The following is a 13,104-nucleotide window of genomic DNA, read 5'->3' on the forward strand; positions in this document are numbered from 1 at the left end:
ATATGAAAGCGTTTTACAACCATTTTCTTAAAGTTTTTTAGTGACTTCCGCAAGTCATTTTATATAAAATCACTATTCTTGCATTTAAAAAAACCCCTCGCCAATTGCGAAGGGTTCGTAAACTTTACGATTAATATACGTCGCGTAGGTAACGACCTTGTGTTTTCATATCTTTAAGGTATGCTTCTGCAGCTTCTCTGTCCATGCTGCCTTCTTGTTCAATGATTGTGAGAAGGGCTTCGTTCACATCTTTTGCCATATGTTCTTTATCTCCACAAACATAGAAATAAGCACCATTGTTTATCCACTCAAATAATTCTTTACCATGCTCAAGCATCTTATGCTGCACATATACTTTTTGAGCTGAATCACGTGAGAAAGCTACGTTGATTTTTGTCAAGATTCCGTCTTGATTGTATTTTTCCAACTCGTCTTGATACAAGAAGTCAGTCGCCTTATGCTGATCTCCAAAGAACAACCAAGATCGACCTGTTGCCTTATTTACAGCAAGTTCTTCGATAAATGAACGGAATGGTGCAATCCCAGTTCCAGGACCAACCATAATAATATCTTTATCTAATTCTTCTGGTAAATGGAAGTGTTTATTAACTTGAACGAAAACTGGAAGAGTATCGCCTTCCTGAACTCGTTCCGCACATTGTACAGAGCAAACTCCTTTGCGTTCACGACCGTGCGCAGTATAACGCACCGCACCGATTGTTAAATGAACTTCATCTGGATGTGCCGCTAAACTACTCGCAATAGAATAAAGTCTAGGTACCATTTGTCTTAATAAAGCAACGATATCTTGGGCTGAAGCCTTCCATGGACGAAAGTCACGCAGCATATCAAGTAAGTCCCGACCATCGCAATATTCTTTTATTGCCGCTGTATCTTCCACAAGCTTTTGCAGCTCTTCATTATCAGTGAATGCTGCTGCACCCTGCAATATTTTCTTTGTAAGTAATGTGATATCTAAATACGTAATCAATGCTTCTTTGAGAGGCATCGTTTCACCTTTACGACCGACTTTTACAACCTCATCTGCATCCCATTTCATTTCCTCAAGAAGGGTTGCGACTAATTCTGGATCATTTGAAGGTGCAATTCCAAGTGTATCACCAGGGATGTACGAGAATCCTGAACCTTCTAATGAAAGTTCAATATGTCTGGTTTCCTTACTAGAACCTTCCCCATTTAAGTTAATGTTCTTTAGAACTTTTGCTTGAAATGGATTCGTTCTTGAAAATGTTGTAGGAACAGGCTTTTTCGGATCTTTTTCGTTATCTATAGTTCGTTGCATTTTCTAAAAACCTCCAACAGTTATATATATAGTTAGAATAACACATGTACAAGTTACCTTGTGTGCATTTTGACACATTTTCATCACTTTTTCATTATACTACCAAAAGAGAGCCCAGCCCAATAAATTCGCTTAGTCTTTACATAATCTTGTTCTTGAATTGTGTCAATTCTTTTTAAAATCCAGAACTGCGCTATTCGCACATGTTCGAAAAATCTCGAGGGATTCTTTTGATATTATATTGTACAATAAATCAATTACGTGCACGACAAACTTGAAAAATGGGATGTTGGTTTTTATTTGTGGTAAGTGGTATTATTCGGTAAAATTGGGACGACTCCTCTGTTTCCAGCGTTGGGGTTCATGGTGGGGAACTGTACCTATCCCACTTATTTTAGTGAGTTTTTATAGTTTTGATCGGCTTTGATGCTGAAAATAAAGTAGAGCATTACCATGATTGGGAAACAAAAAACTACGATTCCTCTGAAAAGTGCAAATGGTGTTTCAAAAAGAAAAGCTCCCCAAAAGTCCATTCCAGCCTTTTCCCATAAACCAGGAGTATAATATAATTCTTTTGGATTTAAAAGAGCAGAAGCATATTGATGATCATTGTTGAATAACGCGATAAGAATAGGTAAATAACAGATAGCAAGACTCAAGTACATTTTTGACAGTCTTTTATATCGGAAAGCTCTGGAGTCAGAATCGGAAAAAATATCCACGTCCGCACTTTCACTCACTTTTTTAAAATATTGTGTGCCAGAACTCTTTGTTCCCGCAATATGCTTCCATCCGCAATCCTCGAAAAGAGTTATATAGTCGATAAAATCCTCTTTTGATTTAAATTTCCGGTAATCAATTCTTATGTTTACATTTTCAGGTTCTGTAGGGCGAAATTGATAAGTAAATGACTTTCCAACAAATTCATAGCCTTTTGTAGCCATTTCACTTAACCATGTTTCTTCTTTTTCAAAGTTAAGGAATAACTTTAATTTTCTCATCTCTTCACCTCATTTTTTTTAAAAAGCCTCTTCGGTTATTCGAATCATATGCTTCATTCTTTCTAAATCAAGTTGCAACATTTCTTTTCCTGTTTCTGTAATGACATAAACCTTCCTTCTGCTGTCCTCACTTGGTACAGGCTCGATAAACTTCAACTTTAGCAAATTATCGATAGCCCCATACAGAGTGCCCGCTGCCATCCTTACCTGCCCATCACTAAGTTCTTCAACTTTTTGGAGGATTAAGTACCCATGTGCCGGCTCCAATAATGCCAAAAGAATGTAATAAACTGTTTCTGTTAGTGGAATATTTTTATCTCTTTTCATAACTTTCACCTCAGTTCAGGCTAACTATATAGTTTGACTGTATAGTTTAATTTTATACAGTTACACTGTATAAGTCAATAAAGCATTTGAAAAATAGGTAAATTTCCCAACAACACCTTTTATAAAGGCTCTTTCCTAAAAGATTGTTGCTTTCTGATAATAAAGGCAAAACTAGTTGATTGGAGTGTAAGGTGGCGACTCCTCGAAAATGTATTCACATTTTCTTCGTGCGCGGGTTATTTCAAGGAAGCAAATTCAATGTCCAGCGGGAAAAGTGTGAGACTTGAGACCGAGACCCCGCAGGAGCGGCAGCGACTTGTCCAGTTGTAGCGGCTAGAAACTCGAGAAATTTCAAGTCCTCCTTCAGAGGCAAATTACGCCTCTTTGTCGGAGTGGCCAATTTTCTCGTTTCTGTGCAAGCCGCCTCCACATTTCGTTGAGGAGGCTCAAGCCACGCCCGCGGAAAGCCTCCACCTGAAGCGGAAGTCAACGATATAAAAAACAACGAAGTTTGCGAAAACAGCCTTTATAAAATAAAAAACACCTAGTCGAAAAACTGGTGAACAGGAGTAGTTGACGTAAAATGGGGAATTTATACTTACTGGCCTTTGGGACACTGTACCTGTCCCTCTGTCCCAAAAAAAGAGAGCCCAAGGGCTCTCTCTAATTATGCTTTAATTTTCAGATTGTGTTCCGTATGCAGAGTTGCGATTATGCCGTAGAATGCATAGTAGAAGGATTCGGGTGCAATTAAGCGAAAATGACCAACTTCATCAGTGTTGAAATTCAGGGCGTTTTCTAACAGACGATAGGTGGAGTACGCATAAAAGCAAAAATATACATAATCAAACTTCGGCATTTTCTCATATATAATAGCAATTTCTTCCTTATATAAATCAATATTAGCTGTTGCTTCGTCAATTATTGTTTTTAAATCTTCTAGTCCAGCTTCAAGGATTAGATCATTCTTTTCGATTTTTATTGTAGCCATTTTTATACCTCCATTATCATTATCTACCCCCATTAGACCATTTTTTAAAACGTTTTGTTATGATATGAATCACTCTTATTCCATACGGATAAATTCTTATTTTTCATCTAGAAAATCTTTAACAATCACATTAAATTTTTCACTATGTTCCCAAAACATCATATGACCTCCAAGAACCTTTACTTGAGATTCTGGTGTTAATTGTTTTGTATACTTTACGGCAATATCCGCCCAGTGCTCTGCAACAAAGGTTAAGGTAGGAACGGCTTTACTAGCTTGTTTGGCTTCCTCTCGATAATCCGAAAACATACCAGAGGCAAATAAATTACCAGCGATGTAATATGGGGTTTTCAAAGATTGCTCTACTAACCATGTTAGCTCATCTTTCTCAAGTTCTCTCTGCACCATTACTTGGGTAATATAACTGGTTATGAAATCTCTGTGTCCTGTTGGATTTCGTAAATAACCGTTATAGATTGCTGCAATATCATCTAATTTTCCTTCAACCCACACTTCTTCATTTACTGATAAAGATTTAGGTGGCATATCCACAAGTATTATAGATTTAATGTTTTCTGAACTATTTTGCTTCAAATATTCCCAAACTGTGAAACAACCAAACGACCATCCTACTATAGTTGCATTTTTCACATCCAAAGCTTGCAAAACCGTCGCTAAATCAGATCCGTGTGTGACATAATCATTTCCATGAGGAGTTATAGTTGATCTTCCGTGGCTCCTTGGATCAATCACAATTACTCGGTTGGTTTTTGAAAAATACTCAACTTGCTTATTAAAAACCTCTGTCGTAAAAGTAAAACCTGGAATGAAAACAATAGCTTCCCCTTCTCCTACATCTTGTACAAACAATTCGACTCCTGGATTGACTTCAATATATTTCCCTTCATTAAAACCCATCATAACTCCCCCTATATTAAGCTTTTAAACACTATATTCATTGTTTCTGATCTAAATTCCTTTTATATTGTTAATCAAAAAATACCAAATAGAAAAGCCTTCGAATATTTTCGAAGACTTAACTGTTACTATTTTTTACAGCTTAATTTACTGCTAGTACTGCCTTTTTTGAGTATTGCTTTCCTGGATGATGAGCAGGCAACTGGCTCCCACGTCCAAACAGGCTTTCTCTTAATGTGTCACCTTCGTATTCTTTCCGTACAAGACCTCTTTCCTGTAATACTGGTACAACTAGCTCTATAAAATCTTTAAATGTTCCAGGTGTAATCGCGTAAGCAATGTTAAATCCATCGACTCCGGTCTCCTCCACCCAGCTCTCTAAATCATCAGCTACCTGTTCGGGGCTTCCAACAGTCACAGGACCAAGGCCGCCAATTCCGGTGTATTTCTTTATCTCATCAATCGTCCATTTTTTATCAGAATCGATTTTTGTAAAGTTCTCAACGGTCGATTGAATCGCATCATTTTTCACATACTTTAAATTTTCATCTGGACTATACTCTGAAAAGTCGATTCCAGTCCAGCCACCTAGAAGTGCTAATGCCCCTTCATAGCTTACGTGTTTTTGATACTCATTGTATTTATCTTGTGCTTCTTCTGCTGTTTGACCAACGATTGGAGTAATACAAGCAAGTATTTTTATTTCATCTGGTGCTCTGCCAGCCTTGATTGCTTCTTCACGTAGTTTCTTGACGGAATGCTTAGCTGCATTTTTAGTCGGTGCCCCAATAAAAATTAATTCCGCATGTTTACCAGCAAAAGCCCGCCCCTTACTAGAAGTTCCGGCTTGGTAAAGGACTGGTGTTCGTTGTGGAGAAGGTTCGCAAAGGTGAGCACCTGGAACCTTATAATACTTACCTTCATGATTGATATCGTGAACCTTACTTGGATCTGCAAAAATTCGATTCTGTTTGTCTAGTAAAACTGCATCATCCTCCCAACTTCCTTCCCATAATTTATAGCAGACTTCTAAGTATTCATCGGCAATATCATAGCGCTCATCGTGTTTAATCTGATCTTCCAAGCCCATATTCACAGCGGCACTTTTTAAATATGAAGTTACAATATTCCAGCCTACACGCCCTTTTGTAATATGATCGAGCGTCGACATCCTGCGAGCAAATGTATATGGATGCTCATGAGTAACAGATGCAGTAACCCCAAATCCTAAATGTTTCGTCACCGCTGACATTAACGGTACAACAAGGGATGGATCATTGACAGGTGTTTGTGTACCTTGGCGGATTGCAGCATCTCTTGAACCTTGATACACATCGTATGGCCCTAGTACATCTGCTAGAAATATAGCATCGAATCTACCCTTTTCTAAAAGCTTCGCGAGTTCAATCCAATACTCGCTGTCTTTATAACGATGGGATTGATCCTCTGGATGTGTCCATAGACCTGGGGATTGATGTCCCACACAATTCATATCAAACGCATTTAAATAAATTCTTTTCTTCGTCATTTTCATTAACTCCTCTTCCATTAATTTTTCAAGGCAAAGTCTTTTTTCTTATTTACTGTTTCAATAAAGTAATAAAGCTCTTTTTTCAATCTCACTAACACATTCTCGTCCGTTATTGGGTTGACTACTTGTGTTTTATCGATTTGGCAATCTTGGAAGTACACTCCTTGTTGGCTTTGCCCCTTTAATGCAGCCAATAATGGTTTGAGGCTGAACTCAATCGCAAGTAAGTGGGCTGGGCTTCCACCTGTCATGATTGGTAATACTGTTTTCTGCGACAGCACATCTTGGGGAAGCAAATCTAGTACTGCCTTCAAAATCCCAGTGTAGGCTGCCTTGTATACGGGCGATCCTACAATCACTCCCTCAGCACCTTGAAGGAGTAAAGTCAGATCCTTAAGTGCAGGACTATCAAACCTCAGATTAAAAATGTCCTCAAATGGAATATCTCTAACAGATACATATGTGACCGAGAAACCCTCTTGTTTCAGCTTTTTTCCAACATACTGTAGGACTAAATCCGTTCTAGAACTCTCAGACGGACTTCCTGATAAAATTACGATTTCACCCATTTTAATCATCCTTTCGCTTGTGTCTTTTTTTTATTTAAATGAGTTTAACTTCGGATTATTTGTAAAGAATCCCCTCTTTTCCAAGAAAAAAACGAATAAAAAAGGCATCTTTATCTAAAGCGTCTTTTTTGGACGCTTTGAAAATAAAGATGCCTTTAGTCGTCTAATCGGCACGTTATTTACTTAGTTTTAGTTTGGGTTGATGTGGATTTTTGCAAGGAAAAACGCTTCTTTTCTGTTGCATCGATTTGGGTAATTTCCCCATTGTGAACCGTGATCACAATAGATCCAAAATCCAATTTCTCCAAGGTAGATAAAATATGCTTTACCTTTGATTCATCAAGCTGCGCCATACAACTCCCCCTTGTTCAAGATGTATATGATTCATTGCCATTGGTTGACCAGTATGGCAATCAGTTCTGCGGCTAAAAAATCAAATGCGCCTTGGCGTATTTGCGCCAGATTTTAGGCCCAAAGGAAGTGGGTCATAAAAACGTTGCCACAAGACGTGGCGTTCTTAGTCTTTGATCTTACTGCTCGAAAACTTCCTTTGAAAAATCGTGGCATCCGCCGGAGGCTTTATTTTTATCAGTAGAAGTATGACTTTTACTGATAAAAATAAAAAAGCCCTCTTCTAATAAGAAGAGGGCATACGTGATTATTTTCATACGCTCTTCTTATCTTTCAAGCTTTACGCTTGCTGGAATTGGCACAGTACAATTGTCTGTTGCCGAGGCTTCGATGGGCCAGTCCCTCCACCTCTCTGGATAAGAATAAAATGGTAATTTAGTTGTTGATATATAAATTACACGGAATTTTTGTTTCTGTCAATCGATTTCAGTGAAAATTTTTAAAAGGTAGAAATTTTAGTTATTTTGTCATAGTGTTTATCGTTCTTCTAAGGATTAGGCTGTTTATACACCTTTAAAAAATGTTTATGCTAGGACTTTTGTATATACTTGGAAAAAGTTGATTTAAAATTGCTCCTTTTGATATGACTTTTGGGTACTTTTTGAAAAACAAATATCATAAACGCTTTTTTTCTTATGATTTTTGGATAGAACTGGTAATATCCATAATATAAATGCTGCTTATTGCATGACTTTTGGAAATCACAGGAAAAACCTGCATTATACCATTTGGTGTAAACCCACAAAAAAAGACCTCGAATCATTATATAATTCGCGGTCGCCGTTTATGATATTTTATTAATTTCACAGTAATCGTTCGAGCTCAGCTTTTTCTTCAGTGGACAATATTCTCTCAGCCAATGGAAAAAGCATATTTTCTTCCTTCGCGAAGTGCTGTGTTAAGGTTGCGTACGCTTGGACTGCGTAAACTGTAATAGTTTGTGCATCATATTCATCCATATCCTTTCCCACTAGAGCAGCCTCATCAAGGAAATCTCGTAAATGCTTTTCCGCTTTACGATGCTCATATTCCATTGTACCGATGGTTTGGTCTTTATCACCAAGACGACGGTCCATCATTGGGAACAGTCCTTCATCCTCACGTTTTGAATGTGCATTAAGCTCAATATTAAATGATGAAATCTGCTTGTATAATTCTGAAAACAGTTCAAGCACTCTGGGACCAGATTCGTATTCTATTTCTTCCGTGATCTCATAGAAACGATTCATCATTGCCCTCAATGACTCGTGCTCATCCTTTAATTTTTGCAGCGGAGGACTAAGTAGCTTCACATTTTGATCCTCTATCAACATTCAACTTCACCCCTTCACCAGTCATATGTCACCTTCCTATAGCATACGATAATTGCTCAAAAATTTTAGTGATAGGAATCACTAGGTCGAATCCCCTCACAAACAATGTCCTATATGATGCTTGATGATGATAGATATAATAAACCAAGTAGGCAATCAACTAACGGAAAAGGTTGTCTCTACGATATAGGACTAAGTTTTGTAGATATAGGAGTAAACTTGCGATTTAACGGACGGAGTTTAAAGGATTTAGGACAAATATCTCAATATATCGTACATAACCATCCATAGATTCAGCCATATAAAAAACCTTCCAAGCACTCGGAAGGCCAATTATGAGCTTCAGCAAAGAATTACTATTTCTTTCTTTTTTCTCAGTTGCTTTGTAGTTCTTGAATCGCGTTTGGAATAACATATGTTTCTATTACCTGGTTTAAACAGTGGGACGCGGGACCTGTCCCTGTGTCCCTGGTATGGCGCGAAATTTGTGTCGCTCAATGATTTCTCATAATTCTCTCATTCTCTTTTAATTTTTGTACTGTAGATTACTAGGTAACAACGTTTTATAGGAGGATTTTGAGATGAAGATTGTTATTGTGCCTTCGGGTTTTAAGGAATGTTTAGATGCAGAGGAAGTTGCTTTGGCAATGGAACGGGGTGTGAGGCGCTTTGATACGTCAATTGATCCTGTAGTAATCCCCATGGTTGATGGTGGGGAAGGATTTGTAAAGACTATTATTAGCATTAAAGGTGGAGATTTAATTTATAAAAAGGTAACTGGACCAGTCGGGAAGAAAATCAGTAGTTATTTTGGCTTTTATGAAGAGAGTGGTAGACGTATCGCTGTGATTGAAATGGCAGCCGTAGCTGGGTTGAAGCTAGTGCCTCGTAATCAACGAAATCCGTTAAGAACTACGACCTATGGAGTTGGAGAATTAATAATGGCTGCACTTGATTTCGGTGTCGATCATATCTTAATTGGCTGTGGAGATTCAGGTACTTCTGATGGAGGTGCAGGGATGGCACAGGCGTTGGGGGTTCAGTTTTTAAATAAGGAGCAACAACTCGTCCATATCATGGGAGGCGAGGATTTATTGGAAGTCGACTCACTCAGAACCACGAATATAGATAGTCGATTAAAGTATGTCACCATCGATGTAGCATGCAACTGGAAGAACGTATTATGCGGAGAAAAAGGAGTAGCACGAATATTTGGTCCCCAAAAAGGCGCTACTTCAGAGCAGGTTGAGGTCTTATCAACAGCGCTAGAAAATTATGCAACTGTCATTGAAGATGCAACAGGATTGAATGTTCGCTCACTACCAGGTAGCGGTGCATCTGGAGGTTTGGGTGCGGGATTACTCGCATTTACAAATGCAACATTACATCCACGATTCGATATCATTATGAATTTTATTAATATTGAGGAAGCAATTTCAAATGCTGATATCGTTTTTACTGCTGAGGGGAGTTTAGATTTTCAAACTCCTAACGGAAAAATCCCGGCCGAAGTTGCGCGGATTGCGAAAAAAAATGATATACCTGTTATTGCTATTACAGGAACTATCGGAAAAGGAGCGAAACTTAACTATGACGCAGGTATAGACGCTTATAGCAGTATTATTAAAAGACCTGTTTCCTTGGAGTTGGCCATGAAAAAAGCACCGAAATGGATAGAGGAAAGTACGGAGTCTGCATTACGAAAAATCGCAATTGGTTGGGGAATGGCAAACAAAAACCTGTTAAAGAAAGTGTCTATTTAACATGATTACGGGATTGGAGAAACAAATTGAAAAGAGTCAACCATTAAAATCTGCGGTCCTGCCCATTTCAAAGCCGTTTGCTCTCGTTGTTTTACATGTTCTCTTCTTGGCAGGTATTGTCTTTATCGATGGTTTGGATTATCGCTCAAAGATTGCTTTATTTACTTTTTTATCTGCAATGACATTATGGGTTACTACAAAAATCCCAGCTGGCTTTGTTGCTATTTCACTGATCGTGTTCACCATTCTCATGAATGCCGGAGAACCGAATTTATTATATGAATCACTCTCTGAAAAAGTAGTATGGTTAATGATCGGATCTTTTATTATAGGTGAAGCAGTCAAAGAATCTGGATTAGCAGATCGAGTCACCCTGATGCTGTTGAGCAAATCGAAAGATAAAGGAAAAGTTCTAGCTGGGGTGAGTTCCATTTTGTTCGCATCCGCATTTTTTATACCGTCTACTTCCGGTCGGGCAGCATTATCTATGCCAATTATCAATCAGCTAAACCAAGAATATACGAAAAAAGAACAAAGTGTGTTTGCATTGTTAGCTCCCATCATTATATTAATGAGCACGTCCGCCACCCTAATTGGAGCTGGATCTCATTTAATCGGAATTGGATTACTTGAAACCACCGTTCATCAATCCATTTCCTTTATCCAATGGTTCCTATGGGGGCTTCCCTTTGCTTTGGTTATGACAATCCTTTCGTTCTTTACTGTGAAATGGCTCCTATGGCCAAGGGATGAATTAAGAGTGTTAAAAAACACTCAATCTGTTGAAACATCTTTATTGAAGAAACAGATGAATAGAACGGAAAAAAAGACCTTGATCTTGATGATTTTTTTAATAATCGGATGGATGACAGAAAGTGTACATGGCTATGATATTGCTTTTATTACGATGGTAGGTGCCACCTTAGTGATGACGCCCAATTATGGAATCATTAACTGGAAACAAGGAATGAAGTCAGTATCGTGGAATTTGATTTTATTTGTTGCAGCAGCCGCTGCCCTAGGAAAGATGTTGGTTGAAACAAGTGTCGTGAAATGGCTGGAAAAGGAAATGCTGAGCTTTCTGCATTTGTTTACAGTTGCTCCAGAGTGGTTAATTGTTTTGGTCATTTTAGTCGCAACAGTTTCAAGCCATTTATATATTACTTCACATACCACACGGGCCATCGTGTTTATCCCGGGATTATTATTATTTAGTGAAACAATTGGAGTAAACCCTTCAGCGGTTGTGTTTTTAAGTTTAATAGGGATGAACTACTGTGTGACATTTCCCGTCAGTTCAAAAGCATTACTTCTCTTTTATGAAGATGAAGGAAATTCATATGACGCTAAAAACCTATTAAAAATTAGTGCAATATTAATGCCAGTCTATATCCTTGTCATGATGACATTCTATTTCTCCTACTGGCAATGGACTGGACTACAATTGTAGTTGGGACAGGGGTTGACTGTCCCTTTTTTCATTCATAGTGTCTGTAAAAAAATGGTGGGACACGGGACCTGTCCCCGTGTCCCAGAAAATCTTGCAATGGGCTGAGCGAATATTGTTTCCTCCAAAATACAATAATCTTCATCGCCCCTCCACATTTAACTCAAAATTAGAAAACTCCGCACAAACAATATTGACTTTTAACAATACATCTATTATAGTTATATACATAACTATATAACCATTTATGTATATAACTTATATATTACGAATAGTAGGCGATTATTATGCAAAAACCATTTGTTCAAGACAAACCCATTTATTTGCAGGTTCGTGAAAAAATCGAAGATCAAATACTTAACGACCAACTAAAAGAAGGGGAGCAAGCACCTTCAACTAATCAGTTAGTTAACTTTTACAAAATCAACCATGTCACTGTATCAAAAGGAGTAAATCAGTTAGTTGAGGAAGGGATTCTTTTTAAAAAAAGGGGAATTGGAATGTTTGTAGCCCAAGGTGCAAAAGAAAAACTAATCCAAAAACGCAAGGAATCTTTCGTTGATGATTATGTAGTCAAATTAGTTCATGAGGCTTATAAGTTAGGAATCACTGAAAATGAAATCATTGAATTCATTAAAAATGTAAAAGGGCGTGAAATAGAATGAAGGTTAAAGCGGAAAATCTTCAAATTAAATACGGAAACCAATTAGCTCTTAAAGATGTTTCTTTTGAGTTAAACGGAGAAAAGATATATGGATTACTAGGCAGAAATGGTGCAGGAAAAACCACTCTTCTTTCCATTTTGGCATCATTCCGTGAACCAACTTCAGGATCCCTTACCATCAATGGGGAAATACCATTTGAAAATGCCAAAGTTATGCAACAAGTGGCATTTTTGTATAACAAAGATTATAAAGATGAGTCAGATAATGTTATAGCAATGCTGGAAGACGTACAAAGATATCGTCCACATTTTGATAGAGACTATGCAGATTTTCTAATAGATCGATTTATGCTCGATAAAAAGAAGCCGATTAAACAGTTTTCAAAGGGAATGCAATCTTCTTTAAATGTCATTATTGGTTTAGCAAGTAGATCACCCATCACTATATTTGATGAAGTATATCTAGGAATGGATGCCCCTTCGAGGGATATATTTTACAAAGAGCTTATCCAGGACCAGGAAAAACATCCACGGATCATTATCTTATCCACTCACCTTGTTTCGGAAATGGAATATTTATTTGATGAAGTTCTTTTATTAGACAGGGGTAGCATTCTACTTCAAGACGATTACGATTCACTTATTTCAAAGGGAGCCTCAATTACTGGAAATGTAGAGTTGGTCGATGAGTTTGTTAAGGGTATGAGACAGATTAACATACAACAACTAGGAAATACAAAATCCGTTACAGTTTATGGAGAACTTACAGATCACGAAAAAGAAGTAGCTTTCGAATCCGGACTTGAAATAGCACCCGTCTCCCTTCATGATTTATTTGTTCATTTAACGCAAGGAGGAAATTAAGA

General features: G+C 37.7%; 13 protein-coding genes and 1 riboswitch. Of the genes, 4 read left to right on the plus strand and 9 right to left on the minus strand.

Going from position 1 to position 13,104, the window contains the following annotated elements; translation table 11 throughout:
* Positions 1-130 precede the first annotated feature (130 nt).
* The 9 genes from NST91_RS21850 to NST91_RS21890 all read right to left on the minus strand — a co-directional run bounded on the left by NST91_RS21850 (position 131) and on the right by NST91_RS21890 (position 8,364).
* Complete coding sequence (locus tag NST91_RS21850) at positions 131-1,303, minus strand: sulfite reductase subunit alpha (RefSeq protein ID WP_341332823.1); 1,173 nt, start codon at positions 1,301-1,303, stop codon at positions 131-133.
* Between the two features lie 389 nt (positions 1,304-1,692).
* A complete protein-coding gene (locus tag NST91_RS21855; protein ID WP_341332824.1) occupies positions 1,693-2,304 on the minus strand; it encodes a DUF2812 domain-containing protein in 612 nt (203 codons plus the stop codon).
* A gap of 18 nt (positions 2,305-2,322) precedes the next feature.
* The gene (locus NST91_RS21860) at positions 2,323-2,631 is read right to left on the minus strand and encodes a PadR family transcriptional regulator (protein WP_341332825.1); all 309 of its coding nucleotides are present in this window, start codon (positions 2,629-2,631) and stop codon (positions 2,323-2,325) included.
* A gap of 667 nt (positions 2,632-3,298) precedes the next feature.
* On the minus strand, positions 3,299-3,622 hold the full coding sequence (locus NST91_RS21865) for a hypothetical protein (protein WP_341332826.1): 324 nt from the start codon (positions 3,620-3,622) through the stop codon (positions 3,299-3,301).
* Positions 3,623-3,718: 96 nt separating this feature from the next.
* A complete protein-coding gene (locus NST91_RS21870; protein WP_341332827.1) occupies positions 3,719-4,540 on the minus strand; it encodes an alpha/beta fold hydrolase in 822 nt (273 codons plus the stop codon).
* Positions 4,541-4,682: 142 nt separating this feature from the next.
* Positions 4,683-6,068 (minus strand): LLM class flavin-dependent oxidoreductase, encoded by a 1,386-nt coding sequence (locus tag NST91_RS21875; protein ID WP_341332828.1) that lies wholly within the window; start codon positions 6,066-6,068, stop codon positions 4,683-4,685.
* A 20-nt stretch (positions 6,069-6,088) separates the two neighbouring features.
* Positions 6,089-6,640 carry an NADPH-dependent FMN reductase gene (ssuE, locus tag NST91_RS21880; RefSeq protein ID WP_341332829.1) on the minus strand — a complete coding sequence of 184 codons (552 nt, stop codon included), beginning with the start codon at positions 6,638-6,640 and terminating at the stop codon, positions 6,089-6,091.
* A 179-nt stretch (positions 6,641-6,819) separates the two neighbouring features.
* Complete coding sequence (locus tag NST91_RS21885; protein WP_121447758.1) at positions 6,820-6,993, minus strand: DUF2292 domain-containing protein; 174 nt, start codon at positions 6,991-6,993, stop codon at positions 6,820-6,822.
* Positions 6,994-7,314: 321 nt separating this feature from the next.
* A riboswitch (SAM riboswitch) is annotated at positions 7,315-7,414 on the minus strand.
* Between the two features lie 440 nt (positions 7,415-7,854).
* On the minus strand, positions 7,855-8,364 hold the full coding sequence (locus tag NST91_RS21890; RefSeq protein WP_341332830.1) for a hemerythrin domain-containing protein: 510 nt from the start codon (positions 8,362-8,364) through the stop codon (positions 7,855-7,857).
* A 581-nt stretch (positions 8,365-8,945) separates the two neighbouring features.
* Between NST91_RS21890 and NST91_RS21895 the strand changes: the two genes are divergently transcribed.
* The 4 genes from NST91_RS21895 (at position 8,946) to NST91_RS21910 (ending at position 13,102) form a co-directional block, all read left to right on the plus strand.
* Complete coding sequence (locus tag NST91_RS21895; RefSeq protein ID WP_341332831.1) at positions 8,946-10,127, plus strand: glycerate kinase family protein; 1,182 nt, start codon at positions 8,946-8,948, stop codon at positions 10,125-10,127.
* Position 10,128: 1 nt separating this feature from the next.
* Positions 10,129-11,577, plus strand: a complete 1,449-nt coding sequence (locus NST91_RS21900; RefSeq protein ID WP_341332832.1) for an SLC13 family permease — start codon at positions 10,129-10,131, stop codon at positions 11,575-11,577.
* Between the two features lie 284 nt (positions 11,578-11,861).
* Positions 11,862-12,239 (plus strand): GntR family transcriptional regulator, encoded by a 378-nt coding sequence (locus NST91_RS21905; protein WP_121447754.1) that lies wholly within the window; start codon positions 11,862-11,864, stop codon positions 12,237-12,239.
* Positions 12,236-13,102, plus strand: coding sequence for an ATP-binding cassette domain-containing protein (locus NST91_RS21910; protein WP_341332833.1), 867 nt, complete (start codon positions 12,236-12,238; stop codon positions 13,100-13,102). Before NST91_RS21905 ends, NST91_RS21910 begins: the two co-directional genes overlap by 4 nt.
* Positions 13,103-13,104 lie beyond the last annotated feature (2 nt).

The sequence above is a fragment of the Ferdinandcohnia sp. FSL W7-1320 genome (assembly GCF_038050315.1).
Lineage (GTDB): Bacteria > Bacillota > Bacilli > Bacillales > Bacillaceae_L > Ferdinandcohnia > Ferdinandcohnia aciditolerans.

Coding starts and splice junctions, on each gene's coding strand:
- NST91_RS21850 (WP_341332823.1), bottom strand. CDS start 1,303: ATGCAACGAACTATAGATAACGAAAAAGATCCGAAAAAGCCTGTTCCT.
- NST91_RS21855 (WP_341332824.1), bottom strand. CDS start 2,304: ATGAGAAAATTAAAGTTATTCCTTAACTTTGAAAAAGAAGAAACATGG.
- NST91_RS21860 (WP_341332825.1), bottom strand. CDS start 2,631: ATGAAAAGAGATAAAAATATTCCACTAACAGAAACAGTTTATTACATT.
- NST91_RS21865 (WP_341332826.1), bottom strand. CDS start 3,622: ATGGCTACAATAAAAATCGAAAAGAATGATCTAATCCTTGAAGCTGGA.
- NST91_RS21870 (WP_341332827.1), bottom strand. CDS start 4,540: ATGGGTTTTAATGAAGGGAAATATATTGAAGTCAATCCAGGAGTCGAA.
- NST91_RS21875 (WP_341332828.1), bottom strand. CDS start 6,068: ATGACGAAGAAAAGAATTTATTTAAATGCGTTTGATATGAATTGTGTG.
- ssuE (WP_341332829.1), bottom strand. CDS start 6,640: ATGGGTGAAATCGTAATTTTATCAGGAAGTCCGTCTGAGAGTTCTAGA.
- NST91_RS21885 (WP_121447758.1), bottom strand. CDS start 6,993: ATGGCGCAGCTTGATGAATCAAAGGTAAAGCATATTTTATCTACCTTG.
- NST91_RS21890 (WP_341332830.1), bottom strand. CDS start 8,364: ATGTTGATAGAGGATCAAAATGTGAAGCTACTTAGTCCTCCGCTGCAA.
- NST91_RS21895 (WP_341332831.1), top strand. CDS start 8,946: ATGAAGATTGTTATTGTGCCTTCGGGTTTTAAGGAATGTTTAGATGCA.
- NST91_RS21900 (WP_341332832.1), top strand. CDS start 10,129: ATGATTACGGGATTGGAGAAACAAATTGAAAAGAGTCAACCATTAAAA.
- NST91_RS21905 (WP_121447754.1), top strand. CDS start 11,862: ATGCAAAAACCATTTGTTCAAGACAAACCCATTTATTTGCAGGTTCGT.
- NST91_RS21910 (WP_341332833.1), top strand. CDS start 12,236: ATGAAGGTTAAAGCGGAAAATCTTCAAATTAAATACGGAAACCAATTA.